Source organism: Corynebacterium afermentans subsp. lipophilum, from assembly GCF_030408375.1.
GTDB lineage: Bacteria > Actinomycetota > Actinomycetes > Mycobacteriales > Mycobacteriaceae > Corynebacterium > Corynebacterium lipophilum.
In genome coordinates, this window is record NZ_CP046530.1 from 672,011 (window position 1) to 694,745 (window position 22,735).

General features: G+C 66.7%; 18 protein-coding genes and 1 pseudogene. 10 read left to right on the forward strand and 9 right to left on the reverse strand.

What is annotated here, in order from left to right; genetic code table 11:
• The first annotated feature begins 2 nt into the window (after window positions 1-2).
• A complete protein-coding gene (locus CAFEL_RS03220; protein WP_194560458.1) occupies window positions 3-4,649 on the forward strand; it encodes an ATP-dependent helicase in 4,647 nt (1,548 codons plus the stop codon).
• A gap of 23 nt (window positions 4,650-4,672) precedes the next feature.
• On the opposite strand, the gene CAFEL_RS03225 is transcribed toward CAFEL_RS03220, so the two are convergent.
• Both CAFEL_RS03225 and CAFEL_RS03230 read right to left on the reverse strand, forming a co-directional pair.
• Window positions 4,673-6,220, reverse strand: coding sequence for an HNH endonuclease signature motif containing protein (locus CAFEL_RS03225; protein ID WP_194560457.1), 1,548 nt, complete (start codon window positions 6,218-6,220; stop codon window positions 4,673-4,675).
• Window positions 6,221-6,311: 91 nt separating this feature from the next.
• Window positions 6,312-6,539, reverse strand: a complete 228-nt coding sequence (locus CAFEL_RS03230) for a YciI family protein (RefSeq protein ID WP_194560456.1) — start codon at window positions 6,537-6,539, stop codon at window positions 6,312-6,314.
• A gap of 11 nt (window positions 6,540-6,550) precedes the next feature.
• On the opposite strand from CAFEL_RS03230, the gene CAFEL_RS03235 reads away from it, so the two are divergent.
• Window positions 6,551-7,393, forward strand: coding sequence for a DNA-formamidopyrimidine glycosylase family protein (locus CAFEL_RS03235; protein WP_194560455.1), 843 nt, complete (start codon window positions 6,551-6,553; stop codon window positions 7,391-7,393).
• Here the strand turns inward: CAFEL_RS03235 and CAFEL_RS03240 are convergent.
• The 3 genes and pseudogenes from CAFEL_RS03240 to pgi all read right to left on the reverse strand — a co-directional run bounded on the left by CAFEL_RS03240 (window position 7,323) and on the right by pgi (window position 11,116).
• The gene (locus tag CAFEL_RS03240; RefSeq protein ID WP_194560454.1) at window positions 7,323-7,976 is read right to left on the reverse strand and encodes a DedA family protein; all 654 of its coding nucleotides are present in this window, start codon (window positions 7,974-7,976) and stop codon (window positions 7,323-7,325) included. The genes CAFEL_RS03235 and CAFEL_RS03240 overlap by 71 nt on opposite strands.
• Window positions 7,977-7,991: 15 nt before the next feature.
• Window positions 7,992-9,479: pseudogene (locus CAFEL_RS03245) on the reverse strand (glutamate-cysteine ligase family protein).
• The gene (gene pgi, locus CAFEL_RS03250) at window positions 9,479-11,116 is read right to left on the reverse strand and encodes a glucose-6-phosphate isomerase (protein ID WP_194560453.1); all 1,638 of its coding nucleotides are present in this window, start codon (window positions 11,114-11,116) and stop codon (window positions 9,479-9,481) included. The pseudogene CAFEL_RS03245 and the gene pgi overlap by 1 nt, the downstream one beginning before the upstream one ends.
• A 126-nt stretch (window positions 11,117-11,242) precedes the next feature.
• Here pgi and CAFEL_RS03255 point away from each other — a divergent pair, with 126 nt between their 5' ends.
• Complete coding sequence (locus CAFEL_RS03255) at window positions 11,243-11,566, forward strand: antibiotic biosynthesis monooxygenase family protein (RefSeq protein WP_290172373.1); 324 nt, start codon at window positions 11,243-11,245, stop codon at window positions 11,564-11,566.
• 7 nt (window positions 11,567-11,573) lie between these two features.
• On the opposite strand, the gene CAFEL_RS03260 is transcribed toward CAFEL_RS03255, so the two are convergent.
• Window positions 11,574-11,867, reverse strand: coding sequence for a chorismate mutase (locus CAFEL_RS03260; protein WP_034999457.1), 294 nt, complete (start codon window positions 11,865-11,867; stop codon window positions 11,574-11,576).
• A 67-nt stretch (window positions 11,868-11,934) separates the two neighbouring features.
• Between CAFEL_RS03260 and pcrA the strand changes: the two genes are divergently transcribed.
• Entirely contained in the window at window positions 11,935-14,247 is a 2,313-nt protein-coding gene (gene pcrA / locus CAFEL_RS03265; protein WP_228496386.1) for a DNA helicase PcrA, read from the forward strand.
• A 4-nt stretch (window positions 14,248-14,251) separates the two neighbouring features.
• Here pcrA and CAFEL_RS03270 read toward each other — a convergent pair whose 3' ends face one another.
• On the reverse strand, window positions 14,252-14,950 hold the full coding sequence (locus CAFEL_RS03270; RefSeq protein ID WP_194560451.1) for a M23 family metallopeptidase: 699 nt from the start codon (window positions 14,948-14,950) through the stop codon (window positions 14,252-14,254).
• Window positions 14,951-15,268: 318 nt separating this feature from the next.
• Window positions 15,269-16,009: a M23 family metallopeptidase gene (locus tag CAFEL_RS03275; RefSeq protein WP_194560450.1), complete on the reverse strand. Its 741-nt coding sequence runs from the start codon at window positions 16,007-16,009 to the stop codon at window positions 15,269-15,271.
• Between the two features lie 306 nt (window positions 16,010-16,315).
• Between CAFEL_RS03275 and CAFEL_RS03280 the strand changes: the two genes are divergently transcribed.
• The 6 genes from CAFEL_RS03280 to CAFEL_RS03305 all read left to right on the forward strand — a co-directional run bounded on the left by CAFEL_RS03280 (window position 16,316) and on the right by CAFEL_RS03305 (window position 21,967).
• A complete protein-coding gene (locus tag CAFEL_RS03280; RefSeq protein WP_194560449.1) occupies window positions 16,316-17,551 on the forward strand; it encodes a cell division protein PerM in 1,236 nt (411 codons plus the stop codon).
• A gap of 10 nt (window positions 17,552-17,561) precedes the next feature.
• Entirely contained in the window at window positions 17,562-18,146 is a 585-nt protein-coding gene (gene purN / locus CAFEL_RS03285) for a phosphoribosylglycinamide formyltransferase (RefSeq protein ID WP_290172208.1), read from the forward strand.
• Window positions 18,139-19,677: a bifunctional phosphoribosylaminoimidazolecarboxamide formyltransferase/IMP cyclohydrolase gene (purH, locus tag CAFEL_RS03290; RefSeq protein WP_194560448.1), complete on the forward strand. Its 1,539-nt coding sequence runs from the start codon at window positions 18,139-18,141 to the stop codon at window positions 19,675-19,677. Before purN ends, purH begins: the two co-directional genes overlap by 8 nt.
• A gap of 14 nt (window positions 19,678-19,691) precedes the next feature.
• Window positions 19,692-20,561, forward strand: coding sequence for a serine hydrolase (locus CAFEL_RS03295; protein WP_194560447.1), 870 nt, complete (start codon window positions 19,692-19,694; stop codon window positions 20,559-20,561).
• 9 nt (window positions 20,562-20,570) lie between these two features.
• On the forward strand, window positions 20,571-21,143 hold the full coding sequence (locus tag CAFEL_RS03300; RefSeq protein WP_194560446.1) for a hypothetical protein: 573 nt from the start codon (window positions 20,571-20,573) through the stop codon (window positions 21,141-21,143).
• A 71-nt stretch (window positions 21,144-21,214) separates the two neighbouring features.
• A complete protein-coding gene (locus tag CAFEL_RS03305) occupies window positions 21,215-21,967 on the forward strand; it encodes a serine hydrolase (RefSeq protein ID WP_290172211.1) in 753 nt (250 codons plus the stop codon).
• Here CAFEL_RS03305 and CAFEL_RS03310 read toward each other — a convergent pair.
• On the reverse strand, window positions 21,964-22,647 hold the full coding sequence (locus CAFEL_RS03310) for a TetR/AcrR family transcriptional regulator (RefSeq protein WP_194560444.1): 684 nt from the start codon (window positions 22,645-22,647) through the stop codon (window positions 21,964-21,966). The genes CAFEL_RS03305 and CAFEL_RS03310 overlap by 4 nt on opposite strands.
• Window positions 22,648-22,735: the final 88 nt, after the last annotated feature.

Consider the following 22,735-nt stretch of genomic DNA (forward strand, 5'->3'; position numbering starts at 1 on the left):
TGATGAACGCGCCGATCCTCAGCCGCTTCCACCCGCAGGTGGCCCAGTGGTTCGGGGACGTCTTCGCCGCGCCGACCGCGGTGCAGGAGCAGGCGTGGCGCGCAATCTCCGACGGCGAAAACGCGCTGGTGGTCGCGCCCACGGGCTCCGGTAAGACGCTGGCGGCGTTTCTGTGGTCGCTGAACTCGCTGGTGGAGCGCGCCGGGCAGCAAGCCTTGCCTATCGACGGCGCGAACAGCTCCACCCACGGCGGCGTGAAAGTCCTCTACATCTCGCCCCTGAAGGCGCTGGGCGTAGACGTGGAGAACAACCTGCGCGCGCCGCTGGCCGGCATCGCGCGGGTGGCGCAGAAGCTGGGCCGCGACATGCCCGACATCTCGGTCGGGGTGCGCTCCGGCGACACCCCGCAGTCCGAGCGCAACCGGCAGGTGCGCAAGCCCCCGGACATCCTTATCACCACGCCGGAGTCGCTGTACCTCATGCTCACCTCGAAGGCGGCGGGCATTTTGCGGACGGTGGACACGGTCATCGTGGACGAGATCCACGCCCTGGCCGGCACGAAGCGCGGCGTGCACCTTTCGCTCTCGCTGGAGCGGCTGCGGCGGCTGGCGGGGGACTTCCAGCGCATCGGCCTGTCGGCCACGGTGCGCCCGATAGAGGCGGTGGCCAACTTCCTCGGGCCGACAACGACCATCATCAACCCGCCCGCGGAAAAGCGCTGGCACCTGGACGTGCGGGTGCCGGTGGACGACATGAGTGACCTGCCCGTGCCGGAGGACGCCTCCACGATCGGCGACGCGGTCTTCGACGACGCGGTGTTCGACGACGCGCTGGAAGAAGCGGAGCCAGTCCAGCCGCCGGGCGCGGTGAACTCCATCTGGCCGCACATCGAGCGTTCCATCTACGACGAGGTGATGGCGCACCGCTCCACCATCGTGTTCGTGAACTCGCGTCGCACCGCCGAGCGGCTGACCAGCCAGCTCAACGAACTCTGGGCGAAGGAGCACGACCCGGAGGCGCTGTCGCCTACGACGCGGCGCCCGCCGGCGCAGCTGATGAAGTCGGTCGACACCGCCGGCCACGCCGCGAACGTGATCGCGCGGGCCCACCACGGCTCAGTGTCCAAAGACGAGCGCGCCCAGACCGAAACCATGCTGAAAGAGGGCACCCTGCGCGCGGTGGTGTCCACCTCCTCGCTGGAGCTGGGCATCGACATGGGCGCGGTCGACCTGGTCATCCAGGTGGAGTCGCCGCCGTCGGTGGCCTCCGGGCTGCAGCGCGTGGGGCGCGCCGGGCACACCGTGGGCGCGGTCTCGGAGGGCACGTTCTACCCGAAGCACCGCTCCGACCTGGTGCAAACGGCGGTGACGGTGCCGCGGATGCGCGAGGGCCTCATCGAGGAGCTGCACACCCCGCGCAGCCCGCTCGACGTGCTGGCGCAGCAGACCGTGGCGGCGGTGGCGGTGGAGGACCTGGACGTCGACGAGTGGTACGACACGGTGCGCCGCGCCTGGCCGTACCGGGACCTGGCGCGCGAGGTGTTCGACTCGGTGATCGACCTGGTCATCGGCATCTACCCGTCCACGGACTTCGCGGAACTGCGCCCGCGCGCCATCCTCGAGGGCTCGGTGCTGAAGGCGAGGCCCGGCGCCCAACGGGTCGCCGTCACCAACGCCGGCACCATCCCGGACCGAGGGATGTTCGGCGTGTTCTTGCTCGCAGGCGCCGAGGACAAGGCCCCCCGCCGCGTCGGAGAGCTCGACGAGGAAATGGTCTACGAGTCCCGCGTCGGCGACGTGTTCACCCTCGGCGCCTCCAGCTGGCGCATCGAGAACATCACCCGCGACCAGGTGCAGGTCTCACCCGCGCCGGGGCATACCGGCCGGCTGCCGTTCTGGACCGGCGACGGGCTGGGCAGGCCCTACGAGCTGGGCAAGGCGCTGGGGGCGTTTCGTCGAGAAGCAAAAAGCTCCCTGGATGAGAGCCTGGACGAGCGGGCGCGGACCAACCTGCTGCAATACCTCGAGGAGCAGGAGGAGGCCACCGGCATCCTGCCGGACGAGAAGACGCTGGTGCTCGAGCGGTTCACCGACGAGCTGGGGGATTGGCGCGTGGTGCTGCACACCCCCTTCGGCAAGGGGGTCAACGCGGCGTGGGCGCTGGCCACCGGGTGGCGGGTCGCGCAGGAGACTGGCATGGACGCCCAGGCGGTCGCGGGCGACGACGGCATAGTGCTGCGCCTGCCGCAGGGCGACAAGGAGCCGGACGGGGCGATCTTCCAATTCGACGCCGACGAGATCGCCGACATCGTCACCGAACAGGTGGGCAACTCCGCCCTGTTCGCCTCGCGGTTCCGCGAGTGCGCCGCCCGCGCCCTGCTGCTGCCGCGCCGCAACCCCGGGAAGCGCGCGCCGCTGTGGCAGCAGCGCCAGCGCGCCGAGCAGCTTCTGGATGTGGCCCGCAACTACCCGAGCTTTCCGATCATTCTCGAGACGGTGCGCGAGTGCCTCCAGGACGTCTACGACCTGCCCGCCCTGCAGGAGGTCATGCGGGATGTGAACACGCGCCGGGTGCGCATCGCCGAGGTGACCACGGACCAGCCGAGCCCCTTCGCCTCGTCGCTGCTGTTCAACTACACCGGCGCGTTCATGTACGAAGGCGACACCCCGCTCGCGGAGAAGCGGGCCGCGGCGCTGTCGCTGGACCCGTCGCTGCTGGCCAAGCTGCTCGGCACCGTTGAGCTGCGGGAACTCTTGGACGGCGACATTATTGCGGAGGTGGACGCGTCGCTTCGCCGGCTGGGGCGCGCCGAGACCTCGGAGCAGTTCGCCGACACCCTGCGCATCGTGGGGCCCGTGCCTATCGACGAGCTCCGCCTCCACACAGCTGTTCCCCTCGAGTCCTTGGAGCAGGCCTTGGGCGCGCGCATGATGCGGGTGCGCATCGGCGGGCGGGAGCACGTCGCCCAGGTGCTGGACGCGCCGCTGCTTCGCGACGGCCTCGGCGTGCCCGTCCCGCCCGGCGTCGCCGCCCAAGTGCAGACCATCCCCGACGCCCTGGCCCAGCTGGTCGGCCGCTGGGTGCGCACCCGCGGGCCGTTCACCCTGCGCGACCTGGCCGACGCCTTCGGCCTGGCGGTCGGCGCGGCGCACGCGGCGCTGCAGCCGCTGGTGGACAAGGACAAGGTCATCCCGGGCCGCTACCGGCAGGGTATTGAAGAAGAGGAATACGTCGCGGCTGAGGTGCTGCGGATCATCCGGTCGCGCTCGCTGGCGGCGGCGCGCGCCCAGACGCGCCCGGTGTCGCAGTCCGCCTACGGGCGCTTCCTGCCCGCGTGGTCGAACGTCGCCCCGGTAAGGGTCACGCCGGCGCTGCGCGGGGCGGACGGGGTCTACTCGGTGCTGGAGCAGCTCGCCGGGGTGCGGCTGCCGGCCAGCGCGTGGGAGTCCCACATCCTGCCGGCCCGGGTGGGCGACTACTCGCCGGTGATGCTCGACGAGCTCACCGCTTCGGGGGAGGTCACCATCGTCGGCGCCGGCAAGGCGGGCGCGCGCGACCCGTGGATCATGCTGCTGCCGGCGGACTACGCCGCCCAGCTCATGCCGCAGGTCGACGAGCCGCTGCTGTCGTTGACCCAGTCCCAGGTGATGGAGAAGGTGCGCCGCGGGGGCGGGTTCTTGTTCAGCGACCTCCTCGAGCCCACAACCACGACCGAGGAGCTGCGCGAGGCGATGTGGGACCTGGTCGAGGCCGGGTTTTTGGCCCCCGACTCGTTCGCGCCGATCCGGGCGCGGCTCGCCGGGGGCAAGACGGCGCACAGGGCTCGCCGGAGGCCGTCGAGAAGCAGGGTGCGCTCGGGGCGGACCTCGTTCGCGGCAAGCGTGCCACCGGACATGGTGGGGCGGTGGTCGCTGACGCCGACGCCCGACGACGACGCGACGCGGCGGTCGGTCGCCTTGGGGGAGAGCCTGCTGGACCGCTACGGGGTGGTCACCCGCGGCTCGGTGGTCGCCGAGGACATCCTCGGCGGGTTCGCGCTCGCGTACAAGACCCTGTCCGGGTTCGAGGCGTCCGGCAAGGCGATGCGCGGCTACCTGGTGGAGGGGCTCGGGGCATCGCAGTTTTCCACCCCGGCGACCATCGACCGGCTGCGTGGTCACCAGGATTCCGACGACGTGGTCGGCTGGCCCTCGGGCGCCCGGGAGCCGCACGTGCACGTGCTGGCGGCGACGGACCCGGCGAACCCCTACGGGGCGGGGCTGCCGTGGCCGGCGCAGGGGCCGACCCGCTCGGCCGGGGCGATGGTGGTGTTGATCGATGGGCTCCTGGCTGCCCACGTCACCCGCGGCGGGAAGACCATGACCACCTTTTTCGACACGTTTCCGGACGGGGTCGGCGACCCGATGCCGCTGGTGGTCGGCGCGCTCACGGACGCGGTGCGGGCGGGCCGGATGCAGCCGCTGAGCGTGGAGAAGCTCGACGGCGGGCCGGCGTATTCGCTGAAGGAGTACGGGGCGACGGCGACCCACAAGGGCGCGAAGATCGGCGGGCGTGCCTCGGCGCCCCCGAAGCGGCGCGGCCGCAGCGTGGCGGAGGCGCTGGGGGAGCTCGACGGCGGCGAAGGTGCCGGACCAACCTTCGACGACTAATTCACGTTGGAAGCGCAGGTATTTTAGGGCCGCATCGGCATCCGGTGGGTGGGGCGATGGTTCGCCTGCCCCGCGCGCCCCGGTGGCGGCGGTGGGGAAGTGGGCCAGTGCGTTTCTGCAGGTGGCGGAGCCGACGTTGCGGCCCGTTTCGCCCGGATCCGGTTGACCGCCGAGTGCATGGCCGGATCCGTGGTGTTGGTGTGGCGGGCGCCGTCGGCCTTGACTAGGACGGCGCCGCCGGTGTCGGGGTCGTAATCCATGTACCCCTTATTAAAGGAGCCGTCCCGGTGGTCGTTGTTGCACCTGTGGTGGGTGGGGCACAGGCCGGTGAGGTTCTCGATGTCGGTCGCGCCGTACCGCAGCCAGGAAATGATGTGGTGGGCCTCGCACTCGCTCATGGAGGTCGTGCAGCCGGCCCAGGAGCACACGCCCTGTACCGCGAACATGGCGATGCGCTGGCCCACCGACGCGAGCCTCCGCGACCGGCCGAGGTGCAGCGGCACCCCGGAAAGCCCGTCGACGGTGAGGACGAAATCGCTCGTGCCGTCCATGCCCAGCCGGACCAGATCGAAGGCGTCGAGCTCCACTCCGACGTTCGTCTGAAACAGGGTGTTGGCGTCGGCCTCGGCGAGGTCGTCCAACGTGATGGACACGACCACCGACGCCGCGCCGCCGTTCGCGGCCTGCTGCCCCTCCTCGTACTGGCGCAGGATGGCCATGTACTGGTCGTAGCGGCGCTGCCCCTTCGTGCGCGGGTCGCGGTCGCGCTGGAGCTCCTCCGGGATGTTGGAATTCGGCGACAGCCCCTTGTCGGTGAGCGCCTTGTACAGCGCGTAATCGGCGCGGGTCATGGACAGCGTCACGTCGAAGGTGCCGTCGCTGTTCTCTCTGCCCAGCGAGGCGTCGCGCTTCTCAAAACCCGCGTTCGGGTTCGCCTTCACGTGCGGCTTGTTGGCTTCGGCGACCAGGCGCTTCACAAACAGCCGCAGGTCTTTCTCGTCGCGGTACTTCGCCTGCTCCATCGCGCGGGCGTAGATGCGCATCCGCTCGCCTTCGGCTGCCTTGAGCAGCTTGTCCAGCTCGCGGCGGATGATGTCCTGCTTGGCGGCCGGGACCTCGTCGGCACGCTTGCGCGCCTCCTCCTGGTCCTTGCGGCGGCGCTCCGCCTCTTCTTCGCTGGCCTTGCGTGCGGCCTCCTCAGCAGCGGAGCGGTCCTCCTCCGTGTCACCATCACCGAAGAGGTCACCCAAATCCGGTTCGGGCGGAGGCGGCGCGTCGAACAGCGCCTTCGCCCGAGCGAGGCGGTTGTATGCTTCGCCGCGGGAGATACCGAGCTTTTCGGTCAAGTACGCGTCCGGGTGGTTCGCGCCGACGAGCTTTCCGGCGTCCGCCAGCACGCACGCCTGCGCGAAGGCGGCGTCGACGTACGCCTTCTTATCCATCGCTCGTTCGAGGCGCGCGAGGTCGCGGGTGATGGTGGCGAGGGGGAGGGCCGAAGGGGCGTCCAGAAGCTGGCGCAACTGCGAGAGGCCGTCGGCGACCTGGTCCACGAGCTCGGCGATCCCGTTCATGACACACCCTCCTTCCCGCAACATTTCTCGGGTGTTGGGTGTCAATGTATCGGTGCGTCCGACACGCAAAACCAAAAATAGAACAGGTGTTCTAAATTAGCTGCTTGACCAGGTGGTTAGCAGCCGCAAGTCCGAGTCGCGGGTTCGCTTCACGTACGTCTTTCACCGCGCGCACGAACTGCGCTTTGGGGTCGGTGCCAGTTTCATTCAAAACGCCGCGCGCCCACTCGATCGCGGCGTCCATGTCGGGGAAGAAGCCGACGAGCGATTCTTCCGGGGTCGGACCCGAGTTGAACACCTTGCGGAGAAAATCGAACATAGAATCCGATTATGCCCGAAGGTGACTCCGTCTATCAGCTGTCCAAGCGCCTGCAATGGATGCAAGGCCGCGAGGTCACAGCCACGTCCATCCGCGTTCCCCGCTACGCCACCGTCGACTTCACGGGCATGACCTGCGAGCGCGTCTGGCCGTACGGCAAGCACTTGTTCATGCAGTTCGGCGCGCCAGGCCACCAGCCGCAGATCCTGCACACCCACCTGAAGATGGAGGGCACGTGGTCCATGCACCGCGCCGGCGCCAGGTGGAAAAAGCCTGCTCACGCCGCCCGTGTCGTGCTTTCGCTTAACGACGAACCAAAGGCCGACCTCGAACTCGTTGGCTTTTGGCTCGGGCTGGTCCGCGTCTTCCCCGCCAGGGAATACCAGCAGGAGATGGGCTATCTCGGCCCGGACCTGCTCGACCCCGACTTCGACGTCGACGAGGCGGTGAGGCGCATCGAAGCCGAGCCCGACCGCGAGATCGGCCGTGCGCTGCTAGACCAGCACAAACTTGCCGGTATTGGCAACGAGTACCGAGCGGAGATCAACTTTTTGGCTGGGACGCATCCGGCGGAGTTGGTGCGTGACGTGGACGTCGAAAAGCATGTGCGTCTCGCCCGCAGGCTGATGTGGGCGAATAAAGATGCCCCCGTCCGCGTGACCACGGGAATCAGGCGGGCGGGGGAGACGAGCTATGTGTTTGGCCGAAACAATAAGCCGTGCAGGCGGTGCGGCACCCTGATCGCTAAGGGATTCCTCGGCGGGGAGGGCGACCTGGAGCGGGTTATTTGGTGGTGTCCGCGGTGTCAGCCTGCACCTTCGCCGCGTTTTTCTCCCGCACCGCACGGCGGATGAAGAACACCAAAAAGCCCAGGATGATCAGGAGAAGCACCACGTAGATCACGTTGGAGTAGGTGTCGGCGTACTCGGTGGCCTTCTCCCAGTTGTCGCCGAGGACGAAGCCGAGGTAGATCAGGATGGCGTTCCAGATGCCGGAGCCCAGGGTCGTCCACAGGCCGAAGGTGATCAGGTTCATCTTGCCCAGGCCCGCGGGGATGGAAATGAGCGAACGCACGCCGGGGATGAGGCGGCCGAAGAACACGCTCGGCTTGCCGTATTTGGTGAAGAAATTCATCGCGGAGTCCACGTCGGAGGCGCGAACGAGCCACATCCAGTCGGCGATTTTGCGCAGCCGCTCGAGTCCCAGCCACACGCCGACCCCGTAGAGCACGTATGCGCCGACGACGGAGCCCAGCACGGACCAGATGAACACATTGACCATGTTCAGCGAGCCCTGCGCGACGGTGAAGCCGGCAAGCGGCAGCACCACCTCGGATGGGATGGGCGGGAAGAGGTTCTCCAAGAGGATCGCGATGCCGACGCCGGGTGCGCCGAGGGTCTCCATGAGACCCACAATCCAGTCGATGATGCTCTGCATTGGGCCTATCTTGCCCTACTCAACCTCAAGCGTCCAAGTGTGCACCGGCGCGTCTGCCTGGGAATTTTTCATGTACTGGCGTAAAACCCGCGCGAGTCCATCGGCGCGCTCTGTGGTCAGGGCCTTCGACCCGCCGGCCACGTGCTCCAGCGCGGCGAGCTGCCACGTCGCACCGTTTTGCCGGGCCCGCACGCGCCCCTCGATCACGCCGAGGTACTCGTCGATGCAGGCCTCGTCGACCTCGAGCGTGCGCAGCCCTTCGTGCGCGAGCTCGAGCAAATGCTTCTCGACGAGCTCCGCCACCGCCACCGTCCCCAGCGTCGGCCACTCCACCTCGGCGTTGATGCCGTCGCGGGCCCCTGCCAGGAAGTTCTCGTTGGCGTCTTTGAAGCTCAGGCGCGACCACACCGGCCGGGTCTGGTCGCCCAGCGCCTTGACCAGCCCGTAGTAGAACGCCGCGTCCGCCACGATGTCCTTCACGGTGGGACCTGCGGGAAGCAGGCGGTTTTCCACGCGGATGTGGCTGAGCTCGCCGGCCGGGTCGTAGATGGCGCGGTTCCAGCGCCAGATGGTGCCGTTGTGCAGGTTGAGGTAGTGCAGGCCGGGGTTGCCGCCGTTCATGAACGGCGCGCCGGCTGCCATGCGGCCCTCGGGCAGCAGGGGAGAGAAGTAGCGCACGTTCTCCTCGAACAGGTCGAACACGCTGGTGATCCATCGTTCTCCGAACCACACGCGCGGGCGCACGCCCTGGTTGATCAGCTCCTTGGTGCGGGTGTCGATGGCCTGCTTGAACACGGGGATGCGCGACTCGTGCCACACCTTGTGCCCCATGAACAGCGGGGAGTTGGCCGACAGCGCCACCTGCACACCAGCGATCGCCTGGGAGGCGTTCCACGCGTCCGCGAACCGGTTGGGCGCCACCTGCAGGTGCAGCTGCATGGAGGTACAGGTGGATTCAGGCGCGATGGTTTCGAAGTAGTGGGTGTACTTCTCGTCGCGGCGCAGGTCGATCTTCACCAGCTCGCCGCGCGATTCCAGGATGGAGTTGTTCAACCCCGCATAGCGGTTTTCCTGCGTCATCCATTCGTCGCTGTCCAAAAACTGCGAAGTCATCGTGGGCAGCGTGCCAATCATCGCCAGCTGCGAACCAGCCTACTCCGCGGCGTTGCGAACGGTGGCAAGACGCTTCTCGATGCCCTCCGCCAGCCGCGCCAAACCGTCGCCCTCAATTCCCAGCGGCGGGTGGTTCATTTCCACGTTGTAGGCGCCGATCTCGGACTGGTATTCGTCGCCCAGAATCTCCAGCACAGCCTGGTTGTTGGGGTGTGGCTGCATGTCGCCGTCCACCAGGTTGAGTTCGAGTTCGAGCCCGATCGTGCCGTGGTCCACGAAGTCCGCGTCTTGGAGGTGGCGGTCGAAGCGCTCCAGCTCGTCTTCAAGCCGACGCCGGTACGTGGTGCGCTGGCGCGGAGTGTAGGACTCCGAAGAAACGGCGTCGCCCATTAGCGGTGCTTCCGGTACCAGGCGATCAGGCTATCGGTGGAGGAGTCGCCCGTGTCCGGTGCCTCTTCGCCCGCGACGGCGGCGGCCAGGTCGTTCGCCTGCGCCTTGCCCAGCTCCACGCCCCACTGATCGAAGGCGTTAATGCCCCAGATCGCGGCCTCGACGAACACGATGTGTTCGTACAGCGCAATCAGCGCGCCCAGGCTGAATGGGGAGAGCTCCTCCGCCAGGATGGTGGTGGTGGGGCGGTTGCCCGGCATCACCTTGTGCGGGGCCAGTTCGTGCGGCACGCCCTCGGCCTCAATCTCCTGCTGGGTCTTGCCAAACGCCATGACTTTCGTCTGCGCGAAGAAGTTGCCCATGAGCAGGTCGTGCATGGAGCCCTCGCCGGTGGCGGTGGGCAGGTCCGCGCGGGGCTTGGCAAAGCCGATGAAGTCCGCGGGCACGAGCGTGGTGCCCTGGTGAATCAGCTGGAAAAACGCGTGCTGGCCGTTGGTGCCCGGCTCGCCGAAGTAGATTTCGCCGGTGTCGTGGTCGACGCTTGCGCCGTCGATACGCGTGTGCTTGCCGTTGGACTCCATGGTCAGCTGCTGCAGGTACGCGGGGAAGCGGGCGAGGTCCTGCGAGTATGGCAGGACCGCGTGCGTCTGCGCCTTGTGGAAATTGCGGTACCAAATGTTCAAAAGGCCCATCAGCACCGGCACATTTTCCTCGAGCGGGGTGGTGCGGAAATGTTGGTCCATGGCGTGGAAGCCTTCGAGCATGCGCATGAAATCTTCCGGGCCGATCACGGCCATGAGGCTGAGCCCGATCGCGGAATCCATGGAGTAGCGCCCGCCTACCCAGTCCCAGAACGGGAACATGTTGGCAGTGTCGATGCCAAACTCCGCCACTTTCTCCGCGTTGGTGGACACGGCCACGAAGTGCTTCGCAATCGCGGATTCGTCGCCATCGAACTGCTCGAGCAGCCAGCGCTTTGCGGCGTGCGCGTTGGCCAACGTCTCCTGGGTGGTGAACGTCTTGGAGGCGACGATGAACAGCGTTTCTTCCGCATCCACCTCAGCCAGCACGCTCGTCATGTCCGCCGGGTCCACGTTGGAGACGAACTCCGCGGTAATGCCCGCGGTGGCGTAGGTGCGCAACGCCTGCGCTGCCATGGCCGGCCCCAGGTCAGAGCCGCCGATGCCGATGTTAACCACCTTGGAAATCGTTTTTCCGGTGTGGCCCACCCACTCGCCGCTGCGCAGCTTGGTGGCAAACTCGCGCATCTGCTTCAGCACCGCGTGCACGTCCGCGGTGACGTCCTGGCCGTCCACCTCCAGTCCAGCGTCCGCGGGCGCGCGCAGCGCAGTGTGCAGCACCGCGCGGTCCTCGGTGGTGTTGATGCGCTCGCCGCTAAACATCGCCTCGATGCGGCCTTTCAGGTCCGCTTCTTCCGCGAGCGTGAGCAATTGCTTTGCGACGTCTCCGTCCACCAAGTTCTTCGAAAGATCCACCCGGAGCCCGGCCGCGTCGAACGTGTAGCGCTGCGCACGCTCATCGTCCGCCCGGAACAAATCCCGCAGGGTGGTGCGGGACTTTTCCGCGTGGAGTTTTTCCAGCTTGCCCCAGCTTTCGGTGGACGTGATGTCGTGCATGTCAGCCTCCCAGGTGGCAGTCCAGGTCGCGGTTGGGTTGTCCTTGTTCAAAGGTAGCCAAAACTCGCAAGGAACGTCCGTGTGACGGGAATGCATGGATAATGGCTGCCATGAGCATTGTGAAAAATCAACGCGATTACCGTCCCCGAGGGCGCCGGCGAGGAGCTGGAGCGCCGGTTTGCCGCCCGCAAGCACTCCATCGACGGCCACCCCGGCTTCGAGGGCTTCCAACTGCTGCGCCCGGTCAAGGGCGAAGACCGCTACTTCGTGGTCACCCGCTGGGCGGACGAGGAGTCCTACAACGCGTGGTGGGAAGGTGCCGGCCACGCCGGGCACGGGGAAAACGCGGGGGAGAAACTCCGCAAGCCGGTGTCGCAGTCTGCGGACTTGCTGGAGTTCGAGGTCGTGCTCGACTCGACCGACGGCGCAAGCGCCGCCGGTGAGGCGTAACGGGGCCCTACCCCAGCTTGCCCCGGCCCAGACGCAGCAGGATCTGCGCTAAGCCGGGGCCTTCCTCGCCCAGTTCGTCGCGGAACTGGTTAATTATGGCCACTTCGCGGGTGTGCACCAGGCGGGTGCCGCCGGAACCCATGCGGGTTTTGCCGATGGCGCGGGAGATTTCGCTGCGGCGCTTCACCGCGTCGAGGATCACGCGGTCGAGCTTGTCGATCTCTTTGCGGTACGCCTGAATCTCCGCGTCCGAGAGTGGGTCGTCTGTACCGGAAGGCATGCGGATTTCAAGCTCGCTCATGGGCGCTCATTATGCCAGTTCAAACACCCGCACGGGCCGTGTCGGAGGCGTTAGTACAGTTACGGCCATGACTGATCTGACCCTGGGATTGAATCCGCAGCAACAGGCCGCCGTCGTCCATGAGGGCAGCCCGCTGCTCATCGTTGCGGGCGCAGGTTCCGGCAAGACTGCGGTGCTCACCCGTCGAATTGCCTATCTGCTGCACAACCGCGGTGTTGCGCCGTGGCAGATCTTGGCCATCACCTTCACTAACAAGGCCGCCGCAGAGATGAAGGAGCGCGTGGGCCAGCTGGTCGGCCCGGAGGCGGAGCGGATGTGGGTGGCCACGTTCCACTCCGTGTGCGTGCGCATCCTGCGCCAACAGGCGCAGCTGGTGCCGGGGCTGAACACCAACTTCACTATCTACGACTCGGACGATTCGCGCCGGCTGCTGGGCATGATTGCCAAGGACTTCAACCTTGATTTGAAGAAGTTCACGCCGCGCACCCTGGCCAACGGCATTTCCAACCTCAAAAACGAGCTTGTCGGCCCGGAGCGTGCGCTGGCGGACGCCGAGCGCACCCACAACCCGTTCGAGACCACGGTGGCCAAGGTCTATGCGGAGTACCAGCGCCGCCTGCGCCAGTCCAACGCCTTGGATTTCGACGACCTCATTGGCGAGGTGGTGCGCATTTTCAAGGAGCACCCCCAGGTCACGGATTATTACCGCCGCCGCTTCCGCCACGTGCTGGTGGACGAGTACCAGGACACCAACCACGCCCAGTACGAGCTCATCCACACCCTTGTCGGCGATGGCCCGGATGCGCCGGAGCTTGCGGTGGTGGGCGATTCGGATCAGTCCATCTACGCGTTCCGTGGCGCGACCATCCGCAACATCGAGGAGTTTGAGCGCGACTACCCGAACGCCACCACGATCATGCTGGAACAGAATTACCGCTCCACGCAGAACATCCTGGGGGCGGCGAATGCGGTGATCTCGCAGAACGAGGGCCGCCGCCCGAAGAAACTGTGGACGGATCAGGGCTCCGGCGAGAAGATCGTCGGCTACGTCGCGGACAATGAGCACGACGAGGCGCGCTTTATCGCCTCCGAGATCGACACCCTTGCCGATAGGGGAGTGCCGTACTCGGACATGGCGGTGATGTACCGCACCAACAACGCCTCCCGCGCGCTCGAGGACATCTTTATCCGCTCCGGCATCCCGTACAAGGTTGTCGGCGGCACGCGCTTCTACGAGCGCCGCGAGATCCGAGACATCGTCGCCTACCTCAAGGTCTTGGAGAACCCGGACGACACGGTGAGCATGCGCCGCATTGTCAACGTGCCCAAGCGCGGCATCGGCGACAAGGCGCAGGCGATGGTGGCGCTGCATTCGGAGAACAACAATCAAAGCTTCGGGCGATCGCTTGTCGACGCCACCTCGGGCAACGTTGACATGCTGGCCAAGGCCGCCACGAACTCGATCACGCGCTTTGTGGACATGATCCGCCAGATACGAGACGACATGCCGTCGATGCGCAACGAGGTCACGGGCATGCCGGACCTGGGTGCGCTGATCACCCGGGTGCTGGAGGACACCGGCTACCGCGCTGAGCTGGAGGCGTCGAACGACCCGCAGGACGGCGCGCGCCTGGACAACCTCAACGAGCTGGTCTCTGTCGCCCGGGAGTTCTCCTCCGAAGCCGCGAACCAGGTGGCGTACATGACGGACGAGGAGCTCAACGAGGTGATGCAGGAAGGCGAACCTGCCCCGGGCTCCCTGCAGGCGTTCCTGGAGAAGGTCTCCTTGGTGGCGGACGCGGACCAGCTGCCGGAGCACGAGCAAGGCGTGGTCACGCTGATGACGCTGCACACGGCGAAGGGCCTGGAGTTCCCCGTGGTGTTTGTCACCGGGTGGGAGGACGGGCAGTTTCCGCACCTGCGTGCCCTGGGGGACCCGGCGGAGCTCGCCGAGGAGCGCCGCCTGGCGTACGTGGGCATCACCCGTGCGAAGGAGCAGCTCTACCTGACGCGAGCGATCCTGCGCGCTTCTTGGGGCTCCCCGGTGACCAACCCCGCCAGTCGCTTCCTCGCAGAGGTCCCGGAGGACCTCATCGACTGGCGCCGGTTGGAACCGGAGCGTTCGTTCAGCTCTGACGCGTGGGGCGCGTCCACCCGCTCCCGCCCGCCGGCCCGCCCCCGCCGGGGCGGGTCCGGGGCCAAGGTGCACAAGAACCTCAACCTGGCTGTGGGGGACCGGGTCAATCACGCCAAGTACGGGCTTGGCACCGTGATGGCGGTGGAGGGCTCGGGCGTGCGGGAAACGGTGACGATTGACTTCGGCTCCTCGGGCACTGTCCGTTTGATGACGATCGGCGGCGTGCCCATGGAGAAGCTCTAGCCCGCTAGATCTTGATGCCTTGGGCGGCGAACCACGGCACCGGGTCCACCTGGTTCACGCCGTCCGGCTTGATCTCGAAGTGGAGGTGCGGGCCGGTGGACTGGCCCTCGCTGCCGATGGAGGCGATCTTCTGTCCGGCGGTGACGCGCTGGCCCACGGAGACGTCGTAGTAGCGCATGTGGCCGTAGACGGACACTTCGCCGCCGTCGTGCTTAATTACGACCCAGTTGCCGAAACCGCTTGCCGGGCCTGCGGAGATGACGGTGCCGTCCATGGCGGCGTAAATCGGGGTGCCCAGGTCATTAGCAATGTCGATGCCCTGGTGCATGCTGCCCCAGCGCGGGCCGAAGCCTGAAGTGAATCGGCCGGATGCCGGGGTGACCACGGTGCGGCCGTCGGCGGTGCGGCCGCGCTGCGGCGCCACCCAGTCGCTGCCTTTCGCCGGAGCGAACGCAGCGGCGAGCGGGGCCTCGAGAGCGCGGGGGTCGTAGACGATCTTGTAGTCGCCTGCGGTAATCGTCGCGCCACTTTCCTTGATAGCGCCTGCGGCTTTCGCAACTGCGCCCATAGCTTGGCCCGCGTCGGAGATGGTTGCGCCACCCATAGTGACGGTCAGTGCGGTAGCAGGCGCGGGCGCCAGGGTGAGCGCCATTGCCGCTGCGGCCGAGACGGCTGCGATGCTCGAAGTGAGACGTCGGTTCATGTTTGGGGGATACCTTTTCTAACTCTGTAGAGGGCTAGGCGCGGTCTCGGCCACGCACACAGGCAGAGAATTTAACCGGCAAAACGGCCGCTGGCAATGCTGTGACGTGCACGTTTGTTCGAATCTTGGGGCAAACTTAGGTGTCTGTCCAGCTCACCCGGCGTGTTGCTGTAGTGAAAATTGTTACGCATGGTATTTGGCGGCGGGGGTGGCGCGTTTACCCCCGTCAAAGAGGCCGCTGGTGAGAATTGCGCAAAAACGGGGCCTCCCGCGCGTCGAGTAGCGCGAAAGGCCCCGTCGAAGAGGGCTGGAAAAGGGCTAGAGGTTGATGCCTCGGGCTGCGAGCCACGGAGCCGGATCGGACGGGGTGGCACCGTCTGGCCAGATCTCAAAGTGGAGGTGGGAGCCGGTGGAGAAGCCCATCGAGCCCATGCCGGCGATGTCCTGGCCGGACTCGACGGCCTCGCCGACGGCGACGTGGAGGGTCTGCATGTGGCCGTAAACGGAGATGGAGCCATCTTCGTGGCGGATACGGATCCAGTTGCCGTAGCCCTGCGCCGGACCAGAGTCGATCACGGTGCCGGCGGCAACGGCGCGGATCGTGGTGCCCGGGGTGTTGGCAATGTCGACGCCGTTGTGCATCGAGCCCCAGCGCATGCCGAAACCGGAGGTGAAAGCGCCCTCGGCCGGCTTGGTAAACAGCGGAGCGCGGGCGGCCTCGTCCAGGCGGGCAACCTCGTCGGAGTGCTGGATGGCCTTGTCGAGCTGCTCGGTAAGGTTTTCCACCGGCTTGTACTCGGCGATGGACAGGATCTGCGGGGTCTCTTCGGTGGAGGCCTCGGTCACTTCCGGATCCGCGTTCTGCAGCTCGTCGGCATCTGCGGCGAGCTTGATGTTCTGCCCCTGCTCGGCGTCCTGGTTGCTGGTGAGGGCACCTGCAACGAGGCCGGAGAAACCAGCGGTGGACACAGCGCCGGTGGCTGCTGCGACGACGGCAACGCGCCCCTTGTTGGGGGTCTGCTTGCGGTGCTTGCCGCCCTGCTTCTTAGAGTTGAACATGAGCCCTCTTTGAGATCTTCCGTTGGCCGTTCCTCCCGCTGTTCACGGCGGAATCGTAACCTTCCTGTTATCTACGAGAGGCTACTGTAACGAATTGATTTCGTCGGAGCAAGATAGAAGCTGAAAAAATTCTTAAATCGGGCTCATTCGGGTGAACGTTACATCGCCGCCTTTTTGGAGACGTGCGCCACGCCGTTGCGCGGTGACGGTGCAACGGCGATTTTTCCCAGGTGGCAGGGGTAAGAGATGGGGCGTGCGGGTGTCATTGTGGTGGGCTCTGTGTCTGGGGTGGCAGAGTGGGACGCGATGAGCACCACACCCAACCAGAGGCCGCGTCAGTCGGACGTGCGCCGCCAGCGTCGCAAAGGCGCAAGCAAGCGCAAGATCACGGGCATCAAACGCCCGGCTGCGAACGACAAGGTTCCTGCCACCGCGAAGGAGCGCGTGCGCCACTACCTGCCGTACGCGATCGTGCCGAACTTGGCGTTGGTGCTCGGGCTTGTCGCGTTGTGTTTCGCGGTGATCCTCATTGCCGGTTGGAGCCTCACGTATTTCCCCGGTGCGGTCGGTGAGGCATGGTTCGCGCTCCACGGCGTGCCGTTGCTTATCGACGGCGTCTCGCTCACCGCAATGCCGCTCCTGCCCGCAGTGGGTGTCGCGGCTGTGGTGGCGGTACAGGTGCGTAAAGCCACCGCGGGCCGCGTCAGTGTGCTTGACCTGCTGACCCTGCTCGGGCTTACGCTCGGCCTGCCGCTCGTGATCAGTGCCATCGCGTTGTTTATGGTCTTCGACGCCTCGCACGTGTACCCGGTTGGGATGCCGCCTGTCGTCGCGGCGTTTGCCTACCCGCTGATCGTGCATCTGTTGGGCTTCATTATCGGGGTGCGGCGAGTGGTGTGGCACGCCCTGGCAAAGCGCAGCGGCATCCCAGCCGAGGCTGTAGATGCCGGGGCGGACGCCGCGAACCTCGTTCTCCGCCTGCTCGCGGCGGCGGCCGTAGTCTTCCTCGTCGCCCTCGCCTTCGGCTACGCCCGCGTCGGTGAGCTGGTCTCGCAGTTCCCGCAACTCGGCGTCGCCGGGGGAACTGCTCTGGTGGCGTTGAGCCTGCTGTACCTGCCTAACGCGGCGGTCGCACAGCTGGCGGTGCTACTCGGCGGCAGCTTCGAGGCCGCCGGGGCGGGTGTGAGCCTGTTCGCCGCCTCCAACGTGGCTTACCCGCCGCTGCCGCTGTTCGCGGCGATCCCGGCGCAGATGCCGCAGTGGGCTCCGGTGCTGTTGGTTGTGCCGGCGGCGGTGCTGGCGCATGCGTTCGTCGTCAAGCCGATGACCCTCGAGGGTGTGGCGGCGACCGCGACGTGGACCGCGCTCATGGGAGCGCTGCTGGGGATCTTCTCGGCTGGGGGTGCCGGTGCCTACGGTCTCGTCGGAACTGATCCGTTCGCGCTCGCATTGTCGCTGTTTATCTGGGTGGCGCTGACCGGCGCGCTTGTGCGCGGGGTGGCGCTGGTGAGGCAACGCGCCTCCACGCGCAGCGGGAGTTAGACTTAAGCCCGTGAGTGACTCTGCGAAATCGGTGGCCGTCCTCGCGTCGGGCACCGGCACCTTGCTGAAAGCGATCATCGATAACCAAGAGAACCGCTACCGCGTTGACATCGTGGTGGCGGATCAAATTTGTCCAGCGCTGCAACGGGCAAAAAACGCTGGCATCCGTACGGCCGTGGTGCCGATGGAGACAAACCGCAACACTTGGAACGACAAAATGGTGGCCGCTGTGGCCTCCGTCGAGCCGGACTTGGTGGTTTCTGCGGGGTTCATGCGGCTGCTCGGCCCGGCGTTCGTGCAGGAATTCGAGGGGCGAACGATCAACGCCCACCCGTCGCTTTTGCCGTCGTTTCCAGGGGCGCACGCGGTGCGCGATGCGCTGGAGCACGGCGTGAAGGTCACCGGCTGCACGGTGCACTACGTGGACGCCGGCCTGGACAGTGGCGAGATCATCGCCCAGCGCGCCGTTGAGGTGCAGCCGGGGGATACAGAGTGGGAGCTCCACGAACGCATTAAGAAGGTGGAGCGCGAACAGATCGTTCACCTGCTCCGCAACCTCGAAATTGCAAACGGAAAGGCTGTATTTGATGTCTAAGCGGGAAATTAAGCGCGCGCTGATCAGCGTCTACGACAAGACCGGGCTGGAGGAGTTGGCACGGGCGCTCGGCCAAGCGGGTGTGGAGATTGTTTCCACCGGCTCCACCGCCAAGCGCATCGCCGACGCGGGTGTTCCCGTCACCGAGGTCGCGGACGTGACCGGCTTCCCGGAGGTGCTCGACGGCCGTGTGAAGACGCTGCACCCGCGCGTGCACTCCGGCATCCTCGCGGACCTGCGCAAGGACAGCCACGTGGACCAGCTGCAGGAGCTGGGCATCGAGCCGTTCGACCTCGTTGTGGTCAACCTCTACCCGTTCGAAGAGACCGTTGCTTCCGGCGCCACCTTTGACGAGTGCGTCGAGCAGATCGATATCGGCGGCCCGTCCATGGTCCGCGCCGCTGCCAAGAACCACCCGTCGGTCGCCGTGGTCACCTCGCCTGCCCGTTACGGTGAGGTCGTCGAGGCCGTCAAGGGCGGCGGTTTCGACCTCGAGCAGCGCAAACAGCTGGCACTCGAGGCGTTTACGCATACTGCGCTTTACGACGCCGCGGTCTCCTCCTGGCTGTCCAACCAGCTCGGCGCGGACGCCTCCGGCGCCGGTGAAGGTGCCACCGACTTGCGCTACGGCGAGAACCCGCACCAGGCCGCCCGCCTGGAAAACGAGGGCTGGGGCCTTGCCGCCGCCACCCAGCACGGCGGCAAGGAGATGAGCTACAACAACTACCAGGATGCCGATGCCGCGTGGCGCGCCGCCTGGGACCACGAGCGTGCGTGCGTGGCAATTATCAAGCACGCCAACCCGTGCGGCGTGGCCGTCTCCGATGACTCCATCGCGGACGCGCACAAGAAGGCCCATGCATGCGACCCGGTCTCCGCCTACGGCGGCGTGATCGCCTGCAACCGCGAGGTCACCCTGGAGCTGGCGGAGCAGATCAAGCCGATTTTCACTGAGGTGGTCGTCGCACCGTCGTACGCCGCGGACGCGCTCGAGCTGCTGCAGACGAAGAAGAACCTGCGCATCCTCGAGGTAGAGCCGAAGCAGCAGGACGAGGAGCGCAAGCAGATCACCGGCGGCTGGCTCGTGCAGGAGCGCGACCGCTTCCAGGCCGACGGCGACAGCGCCGCCAACTGGACCCTGGCGGCCGGCGAGGCAGCAGACGAGCAGACCCTCGCGGACCTCGAATTCGCGTGGCGCGCTGTTCGTTGCGTGAAGTCGAACGCGATTCTGATCGCGGCCGAAGGGGCGTCGGTAGGCATTGGCATGGGCCAGGTCAACCGAGTCGACTCCGCAAAGCTCGCCGTTGACCGCGCCAACACCCTCGACGAGGGCCGCAACCGCACCAACGGTGCCGTCGCCGCCTCCGACGCGTTCTTCCCGTTCGCGGACGGGTTCCAGCTGCTGGCTGACTCCGGTGTGAAGGCCGTGGTCCAGCCCGGCGGCTCCATCCGCGACGAGGAAGTCATCGCCGCCGCTGAGGCCGCCGGCGTGACCATGTACCTGACCGGCACCCGCCACTTCGCCCACTAGAAAGACCGTTTCCCGTGCCCTCCAAAGTTGCAGCCCTGGCCCTGACCGCGGGCCTGGCGTTTCCCATGTCATCGGTACCGACGTACACGGCGATCGACCAGATTCCCGTGGTAGGTCAGCCGATCGTGCAGGCCTACAACCAGCTGCCCCCGCAGGTGAAAAACGCCATCCGCCTGCCGCTGCCGCTGACCACCCCGAAGCCCGGTAAAACACAGCACGTCGCACCGGCCGTGGACGTCCAGGCGCAGCTGGACCGACTCGTGGCGGACGTGGTGGGGCGCCACGGTGGCCGCGCCACCGTGGCGGTCGGCAGCTTCACCGCAGGCGACAACCGGCCGGAGCCGGCGTTTTCGACCATGAAGGTGCCGCTGGCCATTGCCGCGCTGCGCCAGAACCAGGCGTTCTACCCGGATGCTGAGGCCGCTGTGACCCGCTCCGACAACCCCGCCGCGCACCGCATGTTCGGCCAAGTGCCGGCCGCGGGTTACGAGGGCGTGATCCGCGAGGCGGGCGCCCGTACGACCACCCCGGCCGGCTACCAGATGGGCACGCTGTGGACCACCAGCGACCAGGCCGAGTTCGCCTCGGGATTGCGCTGCGTTGCGGGGCACGAGCCGGTGCTGGACATGATGGGCCGCATCGTGGACTACCAGCACTGGGGCCTGGGCCGCATCGGCGGCGCCCGCTACAAGGGCGGCTGGAACCACTACGAGGGCGGGCACCTGGCCCGCCAGTTCGGCCTCATCCCGGGCCCGAACGGCGACATCGCCGTGGCGATCACCGCCCACAGCCCGAAGGGCTACGAGGGCAGCTTCGCCATGCTGGACGAGCTCGCAAACGGCCTGAGCGCCATGCGCGGCGACCTACCCACGTCGCGCTGTTAGGGGTGCGCCATGACCAATCAAGGCTCCAGCAAATGGACACCGGACCAGTCGCACTTCACGGATCCGGACGTAGGACACACACAGCAGTTCAGCGCGGTGCCGCAGCAGCAGTACGGCCAGTCCAACGAGTACCAGACCAGCTACCAGCCGACTGAGCCGGCGGAAAAGCGTGGCGGGCCGAGCCCGTGGCTTTACGTGCTAGCGGCACTGCTGCTCGCCGCACTTGTCGGTGTGCTCGCCTTTATGGGCGGTTCCGGCGCGTTCAACCGCTCCAGCGAGCCGGTGACCAGCACGGTGGTTGAAACTCGTACGCTGCCCAAATCGGAGGCTCCCGAACAGGGGCCCAGTGAGCCGGCGAAGCGCACGTACTCGCAGTACGCCCCGGATACGGAGGTAACCACTGCGGGCTTTGCCGCCAACGTTTACGAGGCGTTCCAGGGCACCTACGCCCGCACCGGCACGCCAGACTTCACGGTGTCCGTGTACAGTCCGGCCACCAAAATCACCTACCGCATGACCTGCTCTGGTGGCGAGACGGTGTACTGCACCGGCGGCGACAACGCCCGGGTCAAGATTTGGTAGCTCGCTGGCGCTTGGGGCTCGCTGTAGCCGTCGCAGTGTTCTTGTCCGCCTGTTCGGGCGGCCAGGAAACCGTGACCGTCACGTCTGTCGTCACCTCTGAGGCCACAGAGGCGCCAGCCTCCGCCCCCGATGCGCAATTGCTTCTCGACGCCACCGTCGCCCACGTCGAATCCATCTACGGCGGCCAGCTGGGCGTTGCCACGGTAGGGAATGAGGGAGCGGTAGCGGCCGGATTCACCGCCCCGAGCCCCGCCTGGTCCACTATCAAGGTGCCAATCGCCATAGCAGCCATGCGCGCTTTTCCCGGACTCGAGGAAGACGCCCGCGCCGCGGTGAGTGCGTCGGACAACGGGGCGGCGCAACGCCTCTACGACGCCGTCGGCCCAGAGGCCGTCGACGGGGTGCTTGCCCAGGTCGGACTTGGTACGGGTTTGAACACGGAACCGCTCCGGTCCGAGTTCTCCACTTACGGGCAGACCCAGCTCAGCGTGGCCGACGAAGCCGTGCTCGCGGGCCAGCTCGCTTGCGTGGAAGGCGCGGGCCCCGTGCTCGCGCTCATGGGGCAGGTCGACCCTTCGCAGGCGTACGGACTGGGGACAATCGGGGCGCTGTTCAAGGGAGGTTGGGGCCCGGACACCACGGGTGCCTACCAGGTCCGGCAGTTCGGGCTCGTCCCGCGCGGAGACGGTGCGCTGGCGCCGGTTGCGATTACGGCCTTGCCCGCGGACGGAACGTACGAGACGGGCCAGGCCATGCTGACCGCTGCCGCGGAAACACTCGCCGCCGATCAGAAGCAGTTGCCGGTTGCGGCCTGCCAGCCCTAGTCCTGCTCGTTCTTGCGGGAGACTAAGTCCACCAGCTCGAGCATGCGCTCCGTGCGGCGTTCCGGCAGGTCCGTGTGGAGGACGTCCAGCACGGCGTCGGCGATGGTGACGGCGGGGGCGGGCAGCGCATCGTCGACAAGCGGGTAGGGCGCGGTGCCAGTGTTGTCGCGCATCTCGATGGCCGCGAGCGTCATGTGGAACGGCAGGTCGATGCGCGGGTCGTCCTCGCCGACGATCTGCCCCGATAGTTTGCGGAAGATCCCCTCTAACTCCTGTCGCGCCTCGTGGTACTCGGTGAACTCTTCGGACAACAGCACCGGCAGCTGATAGAGCCTGCCGATGTTCCAATTCGAGGACAGCAGGATGCGCGACTCCGCGGCCACCAGCGCCCACAGCTTCACCGCCGCCGACTCGTCGGTCTTGGCCAGATCCGACGCGAGCGCGAGGGCCGGCTGGATCGTGCCCATCAGCAGCGTGAGGAAGATGTCGCGCTTGGAGGGGAAGTGGTAGTACAGCGAGGCTTGGCGCATGCCCACCGCGTCCGCGATGTCATGGGTGGAGGTGGTGGCGAAACCTTTGCGGGTGAACAGTTCGGAGGCGGCGTCGAGGATCTCCTCGCGTGCGGTGGCGCCTCTGCGGCGGGGGCTTTGCTTGCGTGGCCGTCCGACCGGTTTCGCCATGCCTTCCGTCCTTTCCGGGGAGCTCTCTGTGTACGGTTGCGCGGGATAACTATAGACGAAAAGCACCCGCTCTCGACCCTCCGGGGAG